This is a genomic window from Sphingomicrobium clamense (assembly GCF_019264355.1).
Classification (GTDB): Bacteria; Pseudomonadota; Alphaproteobacteria; order Sphingomonadales; family Sphingomonadaceae; genus Sphingomicrobium; species Sphingomicrobium clamense.
In genome coordinates this window covers 1,014,280-1,034,264 of the sequence record NZ_JAHVAH010000001.1, presented here as the reverse complement: position 1 = coordinate 1,034,264, position 19,985 = coordinate 1,014,280, and the positions used below count along the sequence as shown (strand labels likewise).

23 protein-coding genes and 1 tRNA gene are annotated in these 19,985 nt (G+C 63.9%); 10 read left to right on the top strand and 14 right to left on the bottom strand.

What is annotated here, in order from left to right; translation table 11 throughout:
* Positions 1–12 precede the first annotated feature (12 nt).
* The gene (radC, locus tag KTQ36_RS05260; protein ID WP_218632667.1) at positions 13–720 is read left to right on the top strand and encodes a RadC family protein; all 708 of its coding nucleotides are present in this window, start codon (positions 13–15) and stop codon (positions 718–720) included.
* Positions 721–730: 10 nt separating this feature from the next.
* On the opposite strand, the gene KTQ36_RS05255 is transcribed toward radC, so the two are convergent.
* Complete coding sequence (locus KTQ36_RS05255) at positions 731–1,156, bottom strand: copper chaperone PCu(A)C (protein ID WP_218632666.1); 426 nt, start codon at positions 1,154–1,156, stop codon at positions 731–733.
* A 183-nt stretch (positions 1,157–1,339) separates the two neighbouring features.
* Here KTQ36_RS05255 and purB point away from each other — a divergent pair, with 183 nt between their 5' ends.
* From purB to KTQ36_RS05240, 3 genes are read left to right on the top strand one after another with little or no spacing between them, the layout of a single operon-like run.
* Positions 1,340–2,659, top strand: coding sequence for an adenylosuccinate lyase (gene purB, locus KTQ36_RS05250; RefSeq protein WP_218632665.1), 1,320 nt, complete (start codon positions 1,340–1,342; stop codon positions 2,657–2,659).
* On the top strand, positions 2,656–3,174 hold the full coding sequence (locus KTQ36_RS05245; RefSeq protein WP_218632664.1) for a biliverdin-producing heme oxygenase: 519 nt from the start codon (positions 2,656–2,658) through the stop codon (positions 3,172–3,174). The genes purB and KTQ36_RS05245 overlap by 4 nt, the downstream gene beginning before the upstream one ends.
* An 18-nt stretch (positions 3,175–3,192) precedes the next feature.
* Positions 3,193–5,781, top strand: coding sequence for an HWE histidine kinase domain-containing protein (locus tag KTQ36_RS05240; RefSeq protein WP_218632663.1), 2,589 nt, complete (start codon positions 3,193–3,195; stop codon positions 5,779–5,781).
* Here the strand turns inward: KTQ36_RS05240 and KTQ36_RS05235 are convergent.
* The 7 genes from KTQ36_RS05235 to KTQ36_RS05205 all read right to left on the bottom strand — a co-directional run bounded on the left by KTQ36_RS05235 (position 5,771) and on the right by KTQ36_RS05205 (position 13,483).
* Positions 5,771–6,646 carry an MBL fold metallo-hydrolase gene (locus tag KTQ36_RS05235; protein ID WP_218632662.1) on the bottom strand — a complete coding sequence of 292 codons (876 nt, stop codon included), beginning with the start codon at positions 6,644–6,646 and terminating at the stop codon, positions 5,771–5,773. The genes KTQ36_RS05240 and KTQ36_RS05235 overlap by 11 nt on opposite strands.
* Before the next feature lie 52 nt (positions 6,647–6,698).
* Positions 6,699–7,835 carry a molecular chaperone DnaJ gene (gene dnaJ / locus KTQ36_RS05230; RefSeq protein WP_218632661.1) on the bottom strand — a complete coding sequence of 379 codons (1,137 nt, stop codon included), beginning with the start codon at positions 7,833–7,835 and terminating at the stop codon, positions 6,699–6,701.
* A gap of 71 nt (positions 7,836–7,906) precedes the next feature.
* Entirely contained in the window at positions 7,907–9,844 is a 1,938-nt protein-coding gene (gene dnaK, locus KTQ36_RS05225; RefSeq protein ID WP_218632660.1) for a molecular chaperone DnaK, read from the bottom strand.
* A 171-nt stretch (positions 9,845–10,015) separates the two neighbouring features.
* The gene (fabG, locus tag KTQ36_RS05220; protein ID WP_218632659.1) at positions 10,016–10,753 is read right to left on the bottom strand and encodes a 3-oxoacyl-[acyl-carrier-protein] reductase; all 738 of its coding nucleotides are present in this window, start codon (positions 10,751–10,753) and stop codon (positions 10,016–10,018) included.
* Positions 10,753–11,676, bottom strand: a complete 924-nt coding sequence (gene fabD, locus KTQ36_RS05215; RefSeq protein WP_218632658.1) for an ACP S-malonyltransferase — start codon at positions 11,674–11,676, stop codon at positions 10,753–10,755. Before fabD ends, fabG begins: the two co-directional genes overlap by 1 nt.
* A gap of 57 nt (positions 11,677–11,733) precedes the next feature.
* Entirely contained in the window at positions 11,734–12,879 is a 1,146-nt protein-coding gene (locus tag KTQ36_RS05210) for an aromatic ring-hydroxylating oxygenase subunit alpha (protein ID WP_425600728.1), read from the bottom strand.
* Positions 12,863–13,483, bottom strand: coding sequence for a glycosyl-4,4'-diaponeurosporenoate acyltransferase CrtO family protein (locus KTQ36_RS05205; protein ID WP_218632656.1), 621 nt, complete (start codon positions 13,481–13,483; stop codon positions 12,863–12,865). Before KTQ36_RS05205 ends, KTQ36_RS05210 begins: the two co-directional genes overlap by 17 nt.
* A 216-nt stretch (positions 13,484–13,699) precedes the next feature.
* Between KTQ36_RS05205 and rpsF the strand changes: the two genes are divergently transcribed.
* The 4 genes from rpsF (at position 13,700) to KTQ36_RS05185 (ending at position 15,368) form a co-directional block, all read left to right on the top strand.
* Positions 13,700–14,053: a 30S ribosomal protein S6 gene (gene rpsF / locus KTQ36_RS05200; RefSeq protein WP_218632655.1), complete on the top strand. Its 354-nt coding sequence runs from the start codon at positions 13,700–13,702 to the stop codon at positions 14,051–14,053.
* Positions 14,053–14,277: a 30S ribosomal protein S18 gene (rpsR, locus tag KTQ36_RS05195; protein ID WP_218632654.1), complete on the top strand. Its 225-nt coding sequence runs from the start codon at positions 14,053–14,055 to the stop codon at positions 14,275–14,277. Before rpsF ends, rpsR begins: the two co-directional genes overlap by 1 nt.
* A gap of 11 nt (positions 14,278–14,288) precedes the next feature.
* Complete coding sequence (gene rplI, locus KTQ36_RS05190) at positions 14,289–15,035, top strand: 50S ribosomal protein L9 (protein ID WP_218632653.1); 747 nt, start codon at positions 14,289–14,291, stop codon at positions 15,033–15,035.
* Between the two features lie 111 nt (positions 15,036–15,146).
* Entirely contained in the window at positions 15,147–15,368 is a 222-nt protein-coding gene (locus tag KTQ36_RS05185) for a hypothetical protein (protein WP_218632652.1), read from the top strand.
* A gap of 3 nt (positions 15,369–15,371) precedes the next feature.
* Here the strand turns inward: KTQ36_RS05185 and KTQ36_RS05180 are convergent, their stop codons facing one another.
* Complete coding sequence (locus KTQ36_RS05180; RefSeq protein WP_218632651.1) at positions 15,372–15,854, bottom strand: DUF6456 domain-containing protein; 483 nt, start codon at positions 15,852–15,854, stop codon at positions 15,372–15,374.
* Between the two features lie 105 nt (positions 15,855–15,959).
* Between KTQ36_RS05180 and KTQ36_RS05175 the strand changes: the two genes are divergently transcribed.
* Positions 15,960–16,523, top strand: coding sequence for a helix-turn-helix domain-containing protein (locus KTQ36_RS05175; protein ID WP_218632650.1), 564 nt, complete (start codon positions 15,960–15,962; stop codon positions 16,521–16,523).
* Here KTQ36_RS05175 and KTQ36_RS05170 read toward each other — a convergent pair.
* The 4 genes from KTQ36_RS05170 to KTQ36_RS05155 form a co-directional block, all read right to left on the bottom strand.
* Positions 16,520–17,041: a DUF421 domain-containing protein gene (locus KTQ36_RS05170; protein ID WP_218632649.1), complete on the bottom strand. Its 522-nt coding sequence runs from the start codon at positions 17,039–17,041 to the stop codon at positions 16,520–16,522. The genes KTQ36_RS05175 and KTQ36_RS05170 overlap by 4 nt on opposite strands.
* Positions 17,042–17,092: 51 nt before the next feature.
* Positions 17,093–17,168, bottom strand: a tRNA-Val gene (locus KTQ36_RS05165).
* A 30-nt stretch (positions 17,169–17,198) separates the two neighbouring features.
* On the bottom strand, positions 17,199–17,744 hold the full coding sequence (locus KTQ36_RS05160; RefSeq protein WP_218632648.1) for a DUF2165 family protein: 546 nt from the start codon (positions 17,742–17,744) through the stop codon (positions 17,199–17,201).
* 75 nt (positions 17,745–17,819) lie between these two features.
* Complete coding sequence (locus KTQ36_RS05155; protein ID WP_345777669.1) at positions 17,820–18,743, bottom strand: winged helix DNA-binding protein; 924 nt, start codon at positions 18,741–18,743, stop codon at positions 17,820–17,822.
* A gap of 158 nt (positions 18,744–18,901) precedes the next feature.
* Between KTQ36_RS05155 and KTQ36_RS05150 the strand changes: the two genes are divergently transcribed.
* On the top strand, positions 18,902–19,195 hold the full coding sequence (locus KTQ36_RS05150; protein ID WP_218632647.1) for a hypothetical protein: 294 nt from the start codon (positions 18,902–18,904) through the stop codon (positions 19,193–19,195).
* Here the strand turns inward: KTQ36_RS05150 and cysQ are convergent.
* A complete protein-coding gene (gene cysQ, locus KTQ36_RS05145; protein ID WP_218632646.1) occupies positions 19,170–19,985 on the bottom strand; it encodes a 3'(2'),5'-bisphosphate nucleotidase CysQ in 816 nt (271 codons plus the stop codon). The two genes, KTQ36_RS05150 and cysQ, sit on opposite strands and share 26 nt — an antisense overlap.

Sequence of the window (19,985 nt, the reverse complement as noted above, 5' to 3'; positions counted from 1 at the left end):
ACGGTTGGTCTCATGGCAAACGACCCGAGACAAGATCTCGTAGCCGGATCCGAGGTCGATGCCCATCACGGTCACCGTAAGAGACTGCGCGAGCGGATCTATCGCGGTGACAACAGCCTCCTCGACCATGAACCGGTCGAATATCTTCTCGCGCTCCACAATCGGCGCGGCGACACCAAGCGCCGTGCCAAAGAGCTGCTCGACCAATTCGGCGGGATTGGCGGGCTGCTGGGTGCGCCGCCCGAAGTGCTGCGACGCGAGGGCGTGTCCCCTGCCCAGCTTGGCGCGCTCAAGATTGCGGAGCTGACCGCGCGGCGTCTGCTGGAAGCCAAGGTCGCCGAACAGCCGGTGATTTCGGACGGGCAATCGCTGCTCGACTATCTCAAGGTCGCGATGGCGCACCGTCAAACCGAGGAAGTGCGCGTGCTGTTCCTCGATGCCAAGAACAGGCTTATTTCCAACGATGCGATGTGGACGGGCACGATCGACGAAAGCGCGATCCACGTGCGCGAGATCGTCAAGCGGGCGCTCGACTTGCAGGCGGCGGCGCTGATCCTGGTGCACAACCACCCGTCGGGCGACCCGACGCCGTCACGGCAGGACATCAGGCTGACCCAGGAATTGCTGGCGGCGGCGCGGCCGCTCAAACTGTCGGTGCACGATCATCTTGTGATCGGGGGCGACGGGCATGCCAGCCTCAGGGCGCAGGGCCACCTTTAGGAGAGCGAGGCTAGTCGCCTTCGTCCATTGCGCGCCATGCATCGGCGCTGCTCTCTACGGCCACGAAATCCAGTGAGCGGGTGCCAGCAATCTCGAATTGCATGGTCATCGACACCGCTTCGCCCACCGGCAGCGGCTCCTTCAGCCCGACGAGCATCATGTGCCACTCGAGACCCGGCGGTTCGATCACCGAAGTGGCGTTGGCGGGGATCGAAAACTCCTCTTCGGTCACCATCTTCCGCGCCTCTCCCTCACCGACCATGTGGTGGAGCTCGACCCGATCGGCGCAGTCGCAGGTCACTGCCAGGAGACGGTCTGCGGCGCCGGGGTTGGCGAAGCGCGCATAGGCGGCGGTCATGCTTTGCGGGCCCGCGGACTGGGTCGCGACGACGATGGTGCGGTCGACGCGGAGGGCGCTATTGTCTGGCGTTTTCATGGTTGTGCATCCAGCCAAGCCCAGGACTGCCACGGCAGAAATCAAGACACGCATATTGCCCCTCCATCCATTTGATTGATCATTCGAGTGCCATCGAGTTCGCATTCGGTCAAGACGCCCATGGTATCCGCCCGACGTTCCTGCTAGCGCCCGCACAAAGCTTGCAATCAGGAATATTCGACCATGGTCCCGCGCTACGCACGCCCCGAAATGTCCGCCATCTGGACGCCCGAGAACCGCTACCGCATCTGGTGGGCGATCGAGATTTTCGCTGCCGAGGCGATGGGCGAGATCGGGATGATCCCTGCCGAGGACGCCAAGACGCTGCGCAAGGCCTATGACGACGACGTGCTGGGCGAGATTGACGTTGCGGCGATCCACGAGATCGAGGCGGTGACCAAGCATGACGTGATCGCCTTCCTCACCTGGGCGGGCGAGAAGGTCGGGCCCGAGCGGCGCTGGATCCATCAGGGCATGACCAGCTCCGACGTACTCGACACGAGCCTTGCGGTGCAGTTGAAGCAGGCGGCGGATATTTTGATCGCCGATCTCGAGAAATTGCTCGAGGCGCTCAAGCGGCGCGCGATGGAGCACAAGTTGACCCCGACGATCGGGCGCAGCCACGGCATCCATGCCGAGCCGGTCACGTTCGGGCTCAAGATGGCGCAGGCCTATGCCGAGTTCGACCGCAACCTGTCGCGGCTCAAGGCGGCGCGCGAGGAAATCGCGACCTGTGCGATCTCGGGCGCGGTCGGCACGTTCGCCAATATCGACCCGCGCGTCGAAGCGCATGTCGCCAAGGAATTGGGGCTGACCCCCGAGCCGACCTCGACGCAGGTCATCCCGCGCGACCGCCACGCCATGTTCTTCGCGGTGCTGGGCGTCATCGCCAGCTCGATCGAGCGGCTGGCGGTGGAAATCCGCCATTTGCAGCGCACCGAAGTGCTCGAGGCGGAGGAATATTTCTCGCCCGGGCAGAAGGGCAGCAGCGCGATGCCGCACAAGCGCAACCCGATCCTGACCGAGAATCTGACGGGCCTGGCGCGAATGGTGCGCAGCGCGGTGGTGCCGGCGATGGAAAATGTCGCCTTGTGGCATGAGCGCGATATTTCGCATTCATCGGTCGAGCGCTTCATCGGGCCCGATGCGACGATTACGCTCGACTTCGCGCTCGGGCGCCTCACCGGCGTCATCGACAAGCTGCTCGTCTACCCCGAGCGGATGCGCAAGAACATGGACCGGATGGGCGGGCTCATCCATTCGCAGCGGGTACTGCTGGCGCTGACGCAGGCGGGGCTGAGCCGCGAGGAGAGCTATGCCATCGTCCAGCGCAATGCGATGAAGGTGTGGGAGTCAGATGGCGAGCAGCAGTTGCTCGACCTGCTCAAGGCCGATCCGGAAGTGACCGCGAAGATTTCGCCCGAAAAGCTCGAGGAGAGTTTCGACCTCGACTATCACCTGAAGCGTATCGACACGATCTTCGAGCGGGTGTTCGGCGCTTGAGCGCACGTGCACGGTTAAGAGAAGAGACGCACGAGGCCCACGAGGCGCTCGATGCGCATTTTTCGGCGTACGACCTGTCGGATCGCGGAGATTATGGTGCGTTCCTGCTGGCGCACGCGGCGGCGTTCGTGCCGATCGAAAAAGCGCTGACCGAGGCGGGGGCCGAGCGGCTGTTCCCGCAGTGGCGCGAGATGGTGCGGGCGCGGTGGCTGAGGGAGGATCTGGAGGCGCTGGGGCTGGAGATGCCGGCGCCGATGACGCCGCCGGATTTCGAGAGCGACGCCGCGATCTGTGGCGGGGCTTATGTGCTCGAAGGGTCGCGGCTGGGTGGGACGGTGCTCAAACGCGCGGTGGGGGCTGGGCTACCCCACGCCTATCTCGATCACGACCCAGCGCTGCGCTGGCCGCAATTCGTTGCGGAAATTGAACGATTGCTGCACGAAGACGTTGACCGCGTTCAAGCGGTCGCATCAGCCAATGCGGTCTTCGAAACCTTTCTGCGTGCGGCGAAATAAGCCGAAAAATGGTGGGGCATGAACGAGCATAGTGACGATTTCCAGGTCGACCTGACCAATTGCGACCGCGAGCCGATCCACCTGCTGGGCGCGATCCAGCCGATCGGGTTCCTTGTGGCGCTGTCGTCGGACTGGATGGTCCAGTGCGTGTCCGCCAACATTTCCGAATATTTCGACGCGGCGCCCGATGGGGTGATTGGCGAGAATGCGCAGGAGCTTTTCTCGGGCGAAGCGATCCATGCGCTGCGCAACCGGCTGGCGCTGCTGCGAGGACCCGACGACGTCGAACGACTGTTCGCAATTCCGCTGGTCGAGAATGGGCAGCCATTCGATGTCGCCATCCACATGATCGACGGGACGATCGTGGTCGAGGGCGAGCCGGCGCGCGAGCGCGACCATGGCGATGCGATGAGCACGGTGCGCGGGATGATCGGGCGGCTCGACAAGACCGAGGACGTCGAAAGTTTCTACCGCGAAGGTGCACGACAGGTGCGCGCGCTGACCGGGTTCGACCGGGTCATGATCTACCAGTTCGACGAGGACGGATCGGGCGAGGTCGTCGCCGAGGCCGCCAAGTCGGGCATCGGCAGCTTTCTGGGCATGCATTATCCGGCGAGTGATATCCCCAAGCAGGCGCGCGAACTTTATCAGCGCAACCTGTTGCGCATGATCGTCGACGTGTCGGCCAACACTGTGGCGATCGTTCCGCAGAAGAATGCGGAAGGAAAGCCGCTCGACCTGTCGCTGTCGGTGCTGCGCGCGGTGAGCCCGATCCACATCGAATATCTCAAGAATATGGGCGTCACCGCCTCGATGTCGATCTCGCTGATCGTCGACGGAAAATTCTGGGGCCTGATCGCCTGCCATCATTATTCGGGGCCGCGCTGCCCTGCCTTCGAGCGGCGCGCGGTGTGCGAGCTGTTCGCGCAGATGTTCGCGATGCGGATCGAAAGCCGGCAGCGGCAGGAGATGGTGGATTACGAGCGCCGTGCCCGCGACGTGTCGGATCACCTGCTGGGCTCGGTCGCGTCTGACGAGAGCCTGCTCAACGACCCGCAATGGCTGTCGCAGATTCTCACCAGCGCCATCCCCGCCGATGGTGTCGGCGTGTTCATCAACGGCAACCAGGCATTGTCGGGCCATACCCCCGACGCCAAGCAGTTCGAAGCGATCGTGCGGATGCTCAATACCACCGCGCGCGGCAAGGTATACGCGACCGACCATATCGCCTCGCTGGTCCCCGACGCGGTCGACCATGCAGACACGGCGGCAGGGCTGCTGGCCATCCCGATCAGCCGGACGCCGCGCGACTATGTCGTGCTGTTCCGTGAAGAGCGCATTCGCTCGGTGCGCTGGGGCGGCGATCCGCACAAGCCGGTCAGCTATGGCCCCAACGGCGCGCGCCTCACCCCGCGCGAAAGCTTTGCGGAATGGAAGGAACTGGTCGAGGGCAAGTCAGCGCCGTTTACCCCGAGCGAGACCCGCGTCGCCGAAACGCTCCGCGCAACCTTGATCGAAGTCGTGCTGCGCCTCGCAGACGAGGCCAATCAGGAACGCAAGGCGGCGAACGACCGGCAGGAGTTGCTGATCGCAGAACTCAATCACCGGGTTCGCAACATCCTCTCGCTGATCCGCGGGCTGATCCGCCAGGCGAAGCCGACCGAGGAAACCTCGATCGAGGACTTCGTCGCGCAGATTGACGGGCGCGTGCACGCGCTGGCCCGGGCGCACAACCAGATCACCGACGACCATTGGGGCCCCGCGCCGCTCAAGGGCCTGATCGACGCCGAGGTCGCGGCTTTCCTCGTGCATCAGAAGGATCGCCTCACGACCAGCGGTCCCAACGTTCTTCTCAAGCCCCAGGCCTATTCGACGATGGCGCTGGTGATCCACGAACTGGTCACCAACAGCGCCAAATATGGCAGCCTGTCGGACAGCGGGTGCGTCGAGGTCGACTGGCGCATCGACAATAATGGCGACCTCGTCATCGACTGGCAGGAAAAAGAAGGCCCGGTCGTCGTCAAACCGTCGCGCCAGGGCTTCGGCACGACCATCATCGAACATAGCGTTCCCTACGATTTGGGCGGCTCGTCAGACCTCAATTATCGCAAGGAAGGCTTCTGGGCCTGCTTCCGCATCCCGGCACGCCATCTGAGCGTCGACGAGGAAAGGAAGATGGAGCCGGTGCCCGAAGCCGCGGTCATCAGCGATGAAGGCCACAAGCTGCGTGAGCCGGTCGTCGACGACATCTTCAAGGACAAGACGCTGCTGCTGGTCGAGGACAGCCTCATCATCTCGCTCGACGCCGAAGATATCGTCATGCGATTGGGAGCGGATCGGGTCGTGACCGAGGGCACCGTCGCTGGCGCGCTCGCGACGCTCGAGCGCGAAGAAATCGACTTCGCCCTGCTCGACATCAATCTGGGCGACCAAAATAGCTATCCGGTTGCGGACGAATTGGAAAAGCGCGGCACGCCGTTCGTCTTTGCGACAGGTTATGGCGAGCAAGCGCAGTTGCCCGACAAACATTGCGACCGTCTGGTGCTGCAAAAGCCCTATACGATCGCGTCCGTCAGCAAGCGTGTGAGCGAATGGCTCAATCGCTGAGCTGGTTGTAGAGCACCTCGATAAACTTATCGCCCGAAATGAAGCCGTCCTCGACGTCGTAGCCGGCGGTGAGATCGCGCGCCTGCACCTGCTCCAGCGTTTCACCGGCAGCGATGGCCGCAGCGACGCCGTCGCGAAGCGTCTTGAGCATATCGTGATAAGCATGGAGATCGTCGTGCGTGGCGACCGGGCCGTGGCCCGGGATGACCGTCCAGCTATCGTCAATCCGCGCCAGTGCCGAAGCGATCGCCTTGACCAGCCCGTCGATCGATCCGCCATTGCCGGTGTCGATATAGGGCCAGGTCACGCCGTTGAAATAGGTGTCGCCCATGTGGAGCACCTTGCTGCCGGTGAAGAATACCAGCGCGTCGCCATCGGTATGGGCGTGGTGGACGTGGACGATGTCGATCGTCTCGCCATTCCAGTGCAGGTCGACGCTGCTGTCGAAGGTGATGACGGGGAGCGAACCGTGCGTGCCGCTCGTGTCGCCATTCTCCGCCAGCCGCGCGAGGATATTCTTGCGGACATTATCATGCGCCATGACCAGCGCACCGGCCTCTGCCATCGCCTCGTTGCCGCCGGTATGGTCGCCATGGTGGTGGGTGTTGATGACGAAGCGGACGGGGCCGTCCGAAATGCCTTCGACCGCGGCCACGATCTTGGGCACGAGCGGCGCGAACTGGTCGTCGATCAGGACGTTGCCGTCATCGCCATGCGAGAGCGCGATGTTGCCGCCCTGCCCGAACAGCACCGCGACGTTGGGGGCGACTTCGACCACCTCGATCTCGACATTGGCAAAGCGGTCGTCTTGCGCGAGCGCGGGGCTCGCGAAGAGGAACGCGGAGGCGAGCAAGGCAAAGCGCATGGTTTTTCTCCCTGTTTTCAGGGAGCCAGCCTAGCGCCTTCGCACGCTTTGGCTAGAGCATGTCCTTGATGCGCGAGAAGAAGCCCTTGGCGTTTGGACATTCCTCACCCGTCTCGGTTTCGCGGAACTGCTGCAGCAGGTCCTTCTGCTCCTTCGACAGCTTGGTCGGCGTTTCGACGAGGATGCGCGCGACCATGTCACCGCGTCCCTTCTGGCGCAGGATACTCATCCCCGCCCCGCGCTTGCGGATCGTTTCGCCGGATTGAGTGCCGGGCGGAATGCGGACCTCGATCTTCTCGCCGTCGACGCCTGGCACCTCGATCTCGCCGCCGAGCGCTGCGGTCGTAAAACTGACCGGACATTCGGCGACCAGCGTGGTGCCGTCGCGCATGAAGATCGGGTGCCGTTTCTGGTGGACGAAGAGATAGAGGTCGCCCGGCGGTCCGCCGCGCACCCCTGCCTCGCCCTCGCCCGCGACGCGGATGCGCGTGCCTTCATCGACGCCCGCAGGAATATCGACGCTGACCTTGCGCTTCTTGAGCGCGCGACCGTCGCCTTCGCACTGCGGACAGGGGTCGGCGATCGACAGGCCGGTGCCCAGACAGCGCTGGCAAGTGCGTTCGACCAGGAAGAAGCCCTGCTGCGCACGTACCCGGCCCGCACCGCCACACTGGGCGCAGGTTTCGGGCTTGCTCTCGCCCTTGGCGCCATTGCCCTCGCACGGTTCGCACGGCGCGAGCGCCTCGATCGTGATCGTCTTTTCGATGCCCGCAAAAGCTTCCTCGAGCGACAATTCGAGATCGTAGCGCAGGTCCGAACCGCGGCCGGCAGCCGCCTGCCCGCGCCCGCCGCCACGCGCAGCGGCCTCGTTCATGAAGTCGCCGAAGATGGACGAGAAAATGTCGGAGAAATCCTGCGCGCCCTGACCGCCGCCAAACGGGTTTCCGCCCGCCGCGCCCTGCTGATACGCATCATGGCCGAAACGGTCGTAGGCGGCGCGTTTCTGCGGATCTTTGAGGCAGTCATAGGCCTCGTTGACGGCCTTGAACTTGGCCTCCTGGTCCTTGCAGCCGCCGTGACGGTCGGGATGATATTCCTTCGCCAGACGACGATAGGCCGACTTGATGGTCGGCCCGTCGGCGTCACGAGAGACACCCAGCAATTCGTAATAGTTGGTCTGGACAGTCATGCCCTAAATCCCCGCGCCCATGACAAAGGGCGGCGTAAAGCGTTTCGCTTCACGCCGCCCTTCATGTGGCCTTAGGCCTTTTCGTCTTCGTCGACTTCGGAGAATTCGGCGTCGACGACGTCGTCGTCTTCCGCCTTGGCTTCGGCATCGCCCGCGTCGGCATTTTCACCGGCTTCGGGGCCGCCTTCGGCCTGCTGCTTCTCATAGATCGCCTGGCCGAGCTTCATTGCGGCAGCGCTGAGCGCTTCGGTCTTGGCCTTCATCGCTTCGGCGTCGCCGCCTTCGACGGCTTCCTTGGCTTCCTTGACCGCGTTTTCGATCTCGGTCTTGGTCGCTTCGTCGACCAGGTCGCCATGCTCGCCGAGCTGCTTCTCGGTCGCGTGGATGAGGCTTTCGGCGTTGTTTTTCGCCTCGGCCGCCTCCTTGCGCTTCTTGTCTTCTTCGGCGAACTGCTCGGCTTCGGACACCATCTTCTCGATGTCGTCGTCCGACAAACCGCCCGAGGCCTGGATGCGGATCTGCTGTTCCTTGCCCGTGCCCTTGTCCTTGGCCGAGACGTTGACGATGCCATTGGCGTCGATGTCGAAGGTGACTTCGATCTGCGGCACGCCGCGCGGGGCGGCGGGAATGCCGACGAGGTCGAAATTGCCCAGCATCTTGTTGTCGGTCGCCATTTCGCGCTCGCCCTGGAAGACGCGGATGGTCACCGCATTCTGATTGTCCTCGGCGGTCGAGAAGGTCTGCGACTTCTTGGTCGGGATCGTCGTGTTGCGATCGATCATGCGGGTGAACACGCCGCCCAGCGTCTCGATGCCCAGCGACAGCGGGGTCACGTCGAGCAGCAGCACGTCCTTGACGTCGCCCTGCAGCACGCCCGCCTGGATCGCCGCGCCCATGGCGACGACTTCGTCGGGGTTCACGCCGGTGTGCGGCTTCTTGCCGAAGAATTTCTCGACCGTTTCACGCACCAGCGGCATGCGGGTCATGCCGCCGACGAGCACGACTTCGTCGATTTCGTCGACCTTCATGCCGGCATCCTTGAGCGCCTTCTTGGTCGGCTCGAGCGTCCGCTTGACGAGGTCGCCGACCATCTTTTCGAGATCGGCACGCGAAATCGATTCCACGAGGTGGAGCGGGGTCGAGCTGCCGCCTTCCATGCGGGCGGTGATGAAGGGCTGGTTGACCTCGGTCGTCTGCGCCGAGGACAGTTCGATCTTCGCTTTTTCGGCCGCTTCCTTGAGGCGCTGGAGCGCGAGGCGGTCCTTGCGAAGGTCGATCTTTTCCTTCTCTTCGAACTTGTCGGCGAGATATTCGACGATCGCGGCGTCGAAATCTTCACCACCGAGGAAGGTGTCGCCGTTGGTCGACTTCACTTCGAAAACGCCGTCGCCGATTTCCAGGATCGAGATGTCGAACGTACCGCCGCCAAGGTCGTAGACGGCGATCGTCTTGCCGTCTTCCTTGTCCATGCCATAGGCGAGCGCGGCCGCGGTCGGCTCGTTGATGATACGCAGGACTTCAAGGCCCGCGATCTTGCCGGCGTCCTTGGTCGCCTGGCGCTGCGCGTCGTTGAAGTAGGCCGGGACGGTGATGACCGCCTGGGTCACGGTTTCGCCGAGATAGCTTTCGGCGGTTTCCTTCATCTTCTGGAGGATGAAAGCCGAGATCTGCGAGGGCGAATAGTCTTCGCCGCCCGCCTTGACCCATGCATCGCCGTTCGAACCCTTCACGATTTCGTAGGGCACCAGCTCGGTGTCCTTCTTCGTAATGGGATCGTCGAAGCGGCGGCCGATCAGGCGCTTGACCGCGAACACGGTGTTGTCGGGGTTGGTGACCGCCTGGCGCTTGGCCGGCTGCCCGACGAGGCGTTCGCCGTCCTTGGTGAACGCGACGATCGACGGGGTCGTGCGCGCGCCTTCGCTATTCTCGATGACTTTGGGCTTGCCGCCTTCCATCACGGCGACCGCGCTGTTGGTCGTGCCCAGGTCGATACCAATTACTTTGGCCATAGAAAAATTCCCTCTCTTCAGCCCCTGTTGAGACGGCGTTTCGGCCGTCCGCATGTTTCAAACTCTGGCGCGATATAGGTGTGGCTTTTTCGCCATCAAGGGTTGGGCGAGCCAAAAAGTAAGGGCCCCGCAATCGCTTGCAGGGCCCCCAGGATAAAAAAGTCGGTGCTCTTATGGCATCGCCATGCCGCCATTGATGTGCAGCGTCTGTCCCGTGATGTAGCCCGCCTCGTCCGACGCGAGGAAGGCGACCGCGGCGCCGATATCGTCGCCCGAGCCCATCGCGCCCATCGGGATTTTCGACAGGATCGCGTCCTTCTGCTTGTCGTCGAGCGCGTCGGTCATCGCGCTGGTCATGAAGCCCGGGGCGACCGAGTTCACGGTGATGCCGCGGCTGGCTACTTCTTGTGCGAGCGCTTTCGACATGCCGACCATGCCGGCCTTGGAGGCGACATAGTTCATCTGGCCCGGATTGCCGGTTTCGCCGACCACCGAGCTGATGTTGATGATCCGCCCGCCGCGCGCGCGCATCATCGGCTTCACCGCCGCGCGCATGAGGCGGAAGGCAGCCTCGAGATTGACCTTGATGACGTCGTTCCACTCGTCATCCTTCATCCGCATGGCGAGGTTGTCGCGGGTGATGCCGGCATTGTTGACGAGGATGTCGAGCTTGCCGAGCGCCTCGACGGCGGCGGGCACGAGCGCGTCGACGCTTTCGCCGTCCGACAGGTTGCAGACCAGCGTGACGTGATCGCCGCCCAGGCCCTTGGCGAACGCCTCGAGCTTGTCCTTGTTGGAGCCCGACAGCGCCAGCCGCGCGCCCTGCGCCGACAGTGCCTTGGCGATCGCGGAACCGAGCCCGCCCGATGCGCCCGTGATCAGCGCTGTTTTGCCTTCGAGTGAGAACATCAGACTTCCTTCGCGAATGTTTCGATATCTTCCATGGTGACGAGGCTCACCGTTTCGGCGTCCGGCGCGATCTTCTTGACCATGGGGCCCAAAACCTTGCCGCCGACTTCGACGAACTGGGTGACGCCCGCGTCGGCCATCGCGGCGACGCTTTCGCGCCAGCGCACGCGGCCGGTCACCTGGCTGACCAGTTGGTCGCGGATGGCGTCGGGATCGCTCGTCGGCGCGGCGGTGACGTTGGCATAGAGCGCGACAGACGGCGCATGCATGCTGGCCCCGCCAAGCGCTTCGGCCATGCGGTCGGCAGCGGGCTGCATCAGCGAGCAGTGGAACGGCGCCGAGACCGGCAGCTTGATCGCGCGCTTGGCACCCATGTCCTTGGCGCGTTCGACGACGCGGTCGATGGCCGAGGCGTGGCCCGACAGGACAACCTGCCCCGGGTCATTGTCGTTGGCGACTTCGCACACCTCGCCCTCGGCGCAGGCTGCAGCGATTTCTTCGGCCTTCTCGATATCGACGCCCAGAAGCGCGGCCATCGCGCCAACGCCGACCGGCACGGCGGCCTGCATCGCATCGCCGCGAATACGCAGCAACTTGGCGGTCTCGGCCAGCTCGAACGTGCCGGCAGCGGCGAGCGCGGAATATTCGCCAAGGCTGTGTCCCGCCACGAAGTCGGCCTTATCCGCAAGGTCGATGCCCATGGTCCGCAGCACGGCAATCGAATGTGCCATGATGGCGGGCTGGGCGTTGGCGGTCATGGTCAGCTCGTCCGCCGGCCCCTCGACCATCAGCTTGAACAAATGCTGGCCAAGCGCCTCGTCGACCTCACCGAAGACGTCGCGAGCGGCGCTGCTGGCGTCCGCGAGCTCGGCGCCCATGCCGACCTTCTGGCTGCCCTGACCCGGAAAGATGAATGCACGCATCGTAGTCGATACTCCCTCTTTTTCGGCGCTGCGGTTAGCGCGGCGGAAGGCGTTTGGCTAGGCGGGAGGTGCTGCCCCCCGCGCTTGCGGGAGCTCACGGCGCAGGCGACGCGCGAAGCTGCGCAGGCAGACTTCGCTGGTTCCCAGCGGCCCTGGTTCGTAGGCGCCGCTTTCCATGCCTGCCTGTACGCGCTCGACCAGCATCGTATCCTCGGCGTTGACCTGTCGGTTGATGCGCCAGTTGAGGTAGCGCGCGACCTTCATCTCGCGGCGATCGTCGGGGAGCGCGTAGCTGATCTCGCGGATCACCGTCTCGGTCGCGGAGACGGGCAGGAACTGCATGAAATCGACCTGGTCGGGATAGATGTCGAAGGCGACGTTCGGGAACAGCTTGAAATAGAGCCATTTGCGCTTGTGGCTGTCAGGTAGGTGCGCGGCGTCGGGCAGGAATTGCTGGTAGGCGCGCTCGGACGGATTGGCCGACGGCGTATCGCGCAAGTCGCCCTCCATCCGGTCGACATGCTCGCCCGCCTCGATCCGGTAATCCTTGCCGAACAAGCGGGTAAGGCCGGGATGGCCGACCGGGATATGCAGACCGTCGGAATAATTGTCGGCAATCGTCTTCCAGTTGAGGCGGCGCGGGCGCAGCGTGACCCGGCCGATGGGGGCCATTTCGGCAAAGCGATAGGGCGCGATCTCGGCTTCGTAGGGCGCCATCGTCTCGGCCACCGATGGCGCGCCGGGTTCGAGCGTCACAAAATAGAAGCCCTGCCATTCCTCGACTGCGACAGGCTTCAACGCCCAGTCTTCGGAAACGAGCCCGGGATATTGCTCGCGGTGCGGCACCCCGCGAAGCGCGCCATCCCGCCCGTAGCTCCAGCCGTGATACGGGCAGGTCAGGACGCGGTCGCAACCGCCCTCATCGTCGACCAGCCGCGAGCCGCGATGGCGGCAGACATTGTGGAAAGCGCGGACGGTCCTGTCATCGCCGCGAATGACGATCACGCTCTCGCCCAGATAGTCGAGCTTGCGCCACTCGCCCGGCTGCTGGATCTCGCTGACGTGGCAGACGACCTGCGGCGCTTTGCGAAGGAATGCCGCCTTCTCGGCCTCGAAAAAGTCGGCGTCGTGATACACCCAGCCCGGCAGGCTCAGATCCTCGAGCGGGTCTAGTCGAAGATCCGGCTCAGCCAATGTCCACACCCAGGGCCTGGCGAACCGCCATCGGTCGCACTCGCCACACTCTCCCACGCGTATAACGCTGGAGTATGACCGGGTAGAAATTTCCGACAAGATTCCCCAACCCGATCAGGGCCGCCCAGCCGTGCCATCCCCCGACGGCCGCGCAGATTGACGTCCCCAGTCCGAACCAAAGCAAGGCGTGATGCGATCGTTCTGATTGCATGCCCCGCGCGACGAGCGAGGCGAGAGCGTCCGAGCCACGGTGGACGCGATATCCGGGATGACGCCGGCGGACGAACGCGTTGATGAAATCGCCATCGGTGATCATCGCCCGAAACTGCGGGACGCCCATTGATCGATAGATGCCCCCATCGATCTCGGCTCGCCGCGGCAGATAGTAACGTCTCGGGAGTTTCGCCGCGATTGCCGCTGCTGCTACACTGACCGCGAACCATATCGGGGCCGATGCCTGCAATGGTGCTTCGTCGAATGGAAGCAACGGCCCCCAAGCGCGCAACCAGAACATCAGGACAAGCGCCAACCACGCGCCGAAGAGCCCGAACATGAGATTGTTGAACCGCGCAGCCAACCGGATTGCGTCGTGAGTCTGTTCTGCAATCAACACCCCGCTCCCCATCGTTGCATTGGCCCAAGGGCTTGCCATAGGCCGTGAATTCCGGCAATGGGCGCCTCGCAAGACCGGTCGGAAGCGATTCCGTTCGGAATTTTGCCGCGTCGTCCCGGCCTGCCGGGTTCACGCAAACGATTGAATACGAGACGATAGCCGGAGGGGCGTCGGCATGGTGCCGCGTCAACGATCGGCCAACATGAGAGAAGAAATATGGCGCTCTACGAGCACATCTTCCTCGCGCGTCAGGACCTTGCGCAAGCGCAGGTCGACAACCTGACCGAGGAAGCCGGGAAGATCATCGCCGACAATGGCGGCAAGGTGGTCGAAACCGAAAATTGGGGCCTCAAGTCGATGGCCTACAAGATCCAGAAGAACCGCAAGTCGCACTACGTCATGATGCGTCTCGACACGCCGCCTGCGGCAGTCGAAGAGCTGGAACGCCAGACCCGCATCAACGAAGACGTCATCCGTTACATGACCATTCGCGTGGACGCCCACGAAGACGGTCCCTCGGTGATGATGCGCAAGGACCGCGAACGCCGCGGCAAGAAGGAGCGCAACTAATGGCTCGTCCGTTTTTCCGTCGCCGTAAGAGCTGCCCCTTTTCGGGCGAAGATGCTCCGGTCATCGATTACAAGGACGTGAAGCTTCTCCAGGGTTTCATCTCCGAGCGTGGGAAGATCGTTCCCTCGCGTATCACCGCCGTGTCGGCCAAGAAGCAGCGCGAACTCGCCAAGGCGATCAAGCGTGCTCGCCACATCGGCCTCCTGCCCTACATCGTTAAGTAAGGAGACGAACCATGGACGTGATCCTGCTTGAACGCGTGGAAAAGCTGGGTGGTATCGGCGACGTCGTAACCGTCAAGAACGGTTATGCCCGCAACTACCTGCTCCCGAACAAGAAAGCGCTGCGCGCGAACGACGCCAACAAGGCCGTGTTCGAAGCGAACCGCGATCGTATCGAAAAAGAAAATGCCGAAAAGCGCACCGAAGCCGAGAAGATTGGCGAGAAGATGGACGGCACCAAGCTCGTCCTGATCCGCCAGGCCTCGAACACCGGTCAGCTTTACGGTTCGGTCTCGACCCGCGACATGGTCGCCGGCATGGCCGAAGAAGGTCACAAGATCGAAAAGAGCCAGGTCCAGCTGGTCCGCCCGATCAAGACCATCGGCATGCACGACGTCGTCATCGTCCTGCACCCGGAAGTCTCGGTCACCGTGCAGGCGAACGTCGCCCGCTCGCCCGAGGAAGCCGAACTGCAGGCCGAAGGCGTCGACATCATCGCGCGCATGGCGGAAGAAGAGCAGGCCGAACTGCTCGAAACCGCGATCGAAGCCGGTGTCGATGAAGACGTCGTTCTCGAGCCCGGCCAGGTGGTCGGCGAAGACGGCACCATCGAGCTCGCCGATCCGGCTGCCGAAGCTGCGGCTGACGACGCCGATGCGGACGCCGGTGAAGCCGAAGCCGAAGCGGACGCCGACGAGGCTGCCGCCGAAGTCGAAGCCGAAGAGGCTGCTGCCGAAGGTGACGAGGAAGAGAAGGCTTAAGCCTCTCTTTCATCGCAGAAACAAAGAGGCCGTCGGGATCGTCCCGGCGGCCTTTTTGCTGTCCGGAACGCGGATGCGGGGCCGCCCGTTGGTGTTGCGAAAGGAGACATCATGAGCGACGACAAGCTGGAACAGAAGAAACCGACCAACACCGGACAGGCCGATTATGGCGGCGCGCGTTCGGAAGAAACGTCCAACGAGGAAGCGCCTGCGCTGCTCAACGAAGACAAGATCGACGCGCTCGACACCGAGAATTTCGATGCGGTCGAGTATCAGGAAGACGGCCAGGGCGGTCCGCGCGCTGGGCTCGAGAAAGAGCATAAGACCGACTGACGGTCACTTGATGCGGTAAAAATCCGCGACCCGGTCGAGCGCGAGGGTGAGCACCAGCTTGCCCGAGCGCGCCGGCCAGCCGAGTGCGCTCTCGGCATCGCGCATCCCCTCGCCCGCGCACACCACCCGCCACAATATGTCGGCAAGCCCCTTGCCCGCTTCGGCCACGGCAGCGTCGAAGCGGCGCTTGGCGTCGAGCTGGCCGATCGGCGCTTCGGGCGCGCTCGACGCGCCGCCACGACCGTGCGAGACTGGGGCGGCGTCCCACGCCATGGTGGTTCGCGGGGCGAGCTGGGCGCGCTCATAATCGATCCGTAGCCGCTCGCCGGCGATGAAGTGCCGCTCGGTCACGTGTCCGCGCGAGCGAAGCCAGTCGAGCGGGCTTTCCGCGTGGTTGACCGTAACGCTGCGCCGCGTTCCTTGCGCGACCTTGCGCCCCACGACGGCGCCCTCGAACGAGCGTTCTTCCAGCAAGCGTTTTCCCATTTGCGATCCTTCCATCCGGGTTGCGAGTCGATTTGCACTTGCCATGAAGGCTCGTATGTAGGACAGAAGAAAAACCGATTTGGTTATCTGCTAAGGGGGACAACGATGATCAGCCGCATCCGCGAGGTTCGCAAAGCCAAGGGCATGACGCTCAGCCAGGTTGCCGAAAAGTGCGAGCCCAAGACGACCGCGCAGACGATCGGGCGGCTGGAGACGGGGATGCGCACGCTCTCGGTCGACTGGCTCAACCGCATCGCGAACGCGCTCGGTGTCGACAGCGCTGAGTTGGTCGACCATCCCAGGCGCGAAGATGTCGGCGTGGCGGCGATCCTTGGGCCCCACGGGGTGCACGCGCCCGAAAAGGCAGCCATCGTCCTGCCCCCCTCGCCTTCGTCCGATCAGGTCGCGATCACCGTGGCCACCGGCGTCGGCGACTATCGCGCAGGCGACGAGATCTGGTGCCGCAAGATGGCAGGAGACGATTTCGGCAAGGCGCTCAACAAGGACGTGCTCGTCCCGCGTCCCGCAGGTCGCTTCTTGTTCGGTCGCATGATCGACCGCGACGGCGACAAGTTCCTGCTGCTTCCCATCACCGCCGGCGGGCGCCAGCAGGTCGTCACCGACCCGCCCTGGATCGCGATGGCCGAAACGCTGGTGCGAAAACTCTAGTCCACCTTCGTCGCGACGCCTTCGAGCAATTCTTCATCGAGGTGCGGCCCGTGCATGACCGTCACGTCGCCGGTGGTTTCTAACACGGCTGCACGGACTTCGCGATAATCGAGCACATTCGCCTCGCGCAGCTTGGCGCGTAGGTCGCTTTCGGTCACGCGGGTGCGGCGCATGGCATCGCGGTTGAACTTGCCGTCGCGCATCAGCAGCACCGGCTCGTTCTGCATGAGATTTTCGGCGACATCGGACGACTTGCGCAGGCGCGCCGCCGCCCACTGCGCGAGGAACAGGCCCGTCATCGCCACGAGCGGCTGGACGAAGCCCGCCCAGTCCTTGGCCTGCGATGCACCGGCAACGAGGCTGCCGAGCGCGACGGTCATGACGAAGTCGAAGCTCGTCATCTTCGACAACGAGCGCAACCCGACGACGCGGATTTGCATGACCACCCAGAGCAGGGCGACCATGGCGAGGATCATGCCCCGGGCAATGAGGTCAATGGTCGGATCTGCAACAATCATGCCGCACCAGCGGCGCGCACGAGCGAAAGTTCCCGAATTTCGTGGGTGCGATGGTGGGCGGTGACGGGCTCGAACCGCCGACCCTCTCGGTGTAAACGAGATGCTCTACCAACTGAGCTAACCGCCCGTATCGGAGCGGCTCTTTAGCGGCTGGGGATCAGCGCGCCAAGTCTCCTTTCGCCTCGCGCAGGCGGCGATCGTGCGGATCGCGGTCGGCATGGGGCGGTTCGGGCTGCGCGACGATCAAGAGGACGAGGCCGCTGGTCATCGCAAACAGGAAATTGTCGGCCAGGATCGCGCGGCCGACATCGCTTTGCCCCATCTGGAACAGCGCCCCGCCAATGGTCTGGAACAGGCCGAGCCAGGTGAGCAGCATGACCCCCAATGCGACGAGCGCGATACGCTTCGAGGCTTCGAATGCCGCGACCGTCCCATCATGGCTCATCGTCATGCGGACCGCGCCGATAAGCGCCAGCGCGCCGGCACCGACTTCAAGAATGATGATGGTCCAAGTGATGGCGGAGACGGCGCCTGCATCGGTGACCGAACCGAGTATGCCGGAGAGCGCGCCGACCTTGGGCGCGAACATCTCCGCGACTGCGGCCTTCGCACTTTCCAGGTTGGCAAGCTTGGTCAGGCCAATGATCAGCGCCTGGAGCGCCGCGACCACGACCAGCAAGATTTTGACGTAGCGAATGCGCATGGCAATCACCCTCCCCCAATTCCGGACAGGATAAACTCGTTACGCCTGATTCACAATCCGTTGTCGTTTTTGAGGTTACGCCGCTGAAATCCCGTCCAGTTCCGCGAAATAACGGTGCATGCCCTCGCCGGCCGAATCCGACAGCTCGATGAAGACGCGCCGCCCATCTCGAGGATCGGCCCGCCGGATGAACAGGCCGGCGTCGGTCAGGGTCTTCATCCAGCGCAATGCCGTAGTCGCGGGGACGGCGGCGGCAAGACAGAGTGCCGAGACCGGCACGCGCTGGTTAGTGAGCTGCGCGGCGAACAAGTCGAGCAGCATGTCCCATGCCGGGTCCGCAAAATAGTCGGCGTCGAAAAATCGCTCGCGCAGCCGGCGCGCACGGATGGTCTCGCGCACGCGCTCGACCGAGACGCTTGGCGGCGCGGCATCACTCCGCGACACAGCCGGTCGAGGCCGCTGGTCCCCGAAGCCCCCGGCCCCATTCTCCTGCGCGGTCAGGTGCGACAGCGCGGCCGCGATCCTCGACACTTCTTCCGACAAATGGCGTAGCCGCGCCTGATCCTCCACCCCGCGAGTTTCGTAGCCGAGGCTCCGCAGTGCAGCCTCGGCCTGAAGCGTGGCGACGGCCGCCGCGCGCTCGACGGGTCCGGGGGCCACGATAATCTCGACGTCACTGTCGATCTGGGCAGCGACGATGTCGAGCAAGGGCGAGACGACCGAGACGCGCGCGGGCAGGTTGGACTGGTCCGCGAAGGCACTGAAGGCCATGAGCCAGCGATCGAGCCGGTCTCCCTGGTCCTCCCCGACTTCGAGCCAGACGGCGTGACCGGCAAGCTGGTCGATGCCGATGTCTCCGATCAGGTGAGTCTCTGCGGGGGACACGCCGGCGGCCTCGAATGCACCCATCGCGCGGCTGAGTGACGCCTCGTCGGTGGCGACCAATGCGGGGCGTGACTGTGAATCGATGGATCGGGAATGGACGAAAGGCTCGTTCACGAACAGGAAACTCCATAGGTCGACGCGTGCCGCCGACCAGTGAACCGAGCGCCTCCTCTATAGAGCGGTGGCTGCGCCAAAGCCAACAAGCGATTGATGGATCCGTTTCGAACCGATCCTCAAAATGACGACAAGGCGGCCCGTGGCACCAATTGGCCATGCCGAGACAGATTCCAAAGACCCGATCGCAAAGACTCGCCGAGATCGAGGCCGTCATCGAACGCTGCGAAAGCGTTCTGGAAAATCACGACGGGCGCGATACCGACTTGCTCCGCTCGCGACTGTCGCGCGCCCGGGACGAGCTCGACGCGCTCCAGCAGACGCCGCACAATCGCGAACGGGAAGAGATTTTCGGTCAGCTGGCGCACTGGTCTGGCAATCTCGACCCGTTGCCCCAGCCACGAAGCCTGACGCCGATCGAGCGGGTCAGGCGTCCGTCGCGGGGGTCATGAAGGGGCCGATCGCCGGCGCCTGCCACCCGCTGGTCGCGACGAAGCCCGGATTGAAATAGGCTTTCTTGTCATAGGCTAGCGGCTGGCCGTCGAGCCCGTCGACCTTGCCGCCCGCCGCGAGCAGGATGGCATGACCGGCGGCCACGTCCCATTCGCAAGTCGGCGACAGGCGCGGATAGACGTCCGCGCGGCCTTCGGCGACCAGCGTGAACTTGAGGCTCGATCCGATCGAAATTCGTTCGCAATCGCGTCCGCCGAACAGCTGGGCGAGATAGTCGACCGTTTCCTGGCTGAGATGCGACTTGGAGGCGACGGCGACGCGCTCGTCGCCAAGCTCGCGGACCGCGATAGGGCGCCGCGGTCCGGCGCCTTCGACCCACGCCCCCGTACCGACCAGACCCAGATGTAAGCGCTGCGCGGCCGGAGAGAAGATCACCCCCATGCTCGGCACGCCATTCTCGATCAGGCCGACATTGACCGTGTAATCGTCACCGCCGCGGATGAATTCCTTCGTCCCGTCGAGCGCATCGACGAGGAAGAAGGTGCCTTCGTGGGCCGGCACCTTGCCGGCGGCGACCTGTTCTTCGGCAACCACGGGCACACCCGGCGCGTGGCGCGCCAGCGCCGCCAGCAACACCGCCTCGCCTGCGCGATCGGCTTCGGTCACCGGGCTGTCGTCGCCCTTATGCTCGACATCGAACCCACGGCGGACGACTTCGAGGATGGCCTCGCCGGCTTCGCGCGCTGCCTCGCCCAAACTCTCGAGCAGCGCCTCACTTGCAACGGTCAT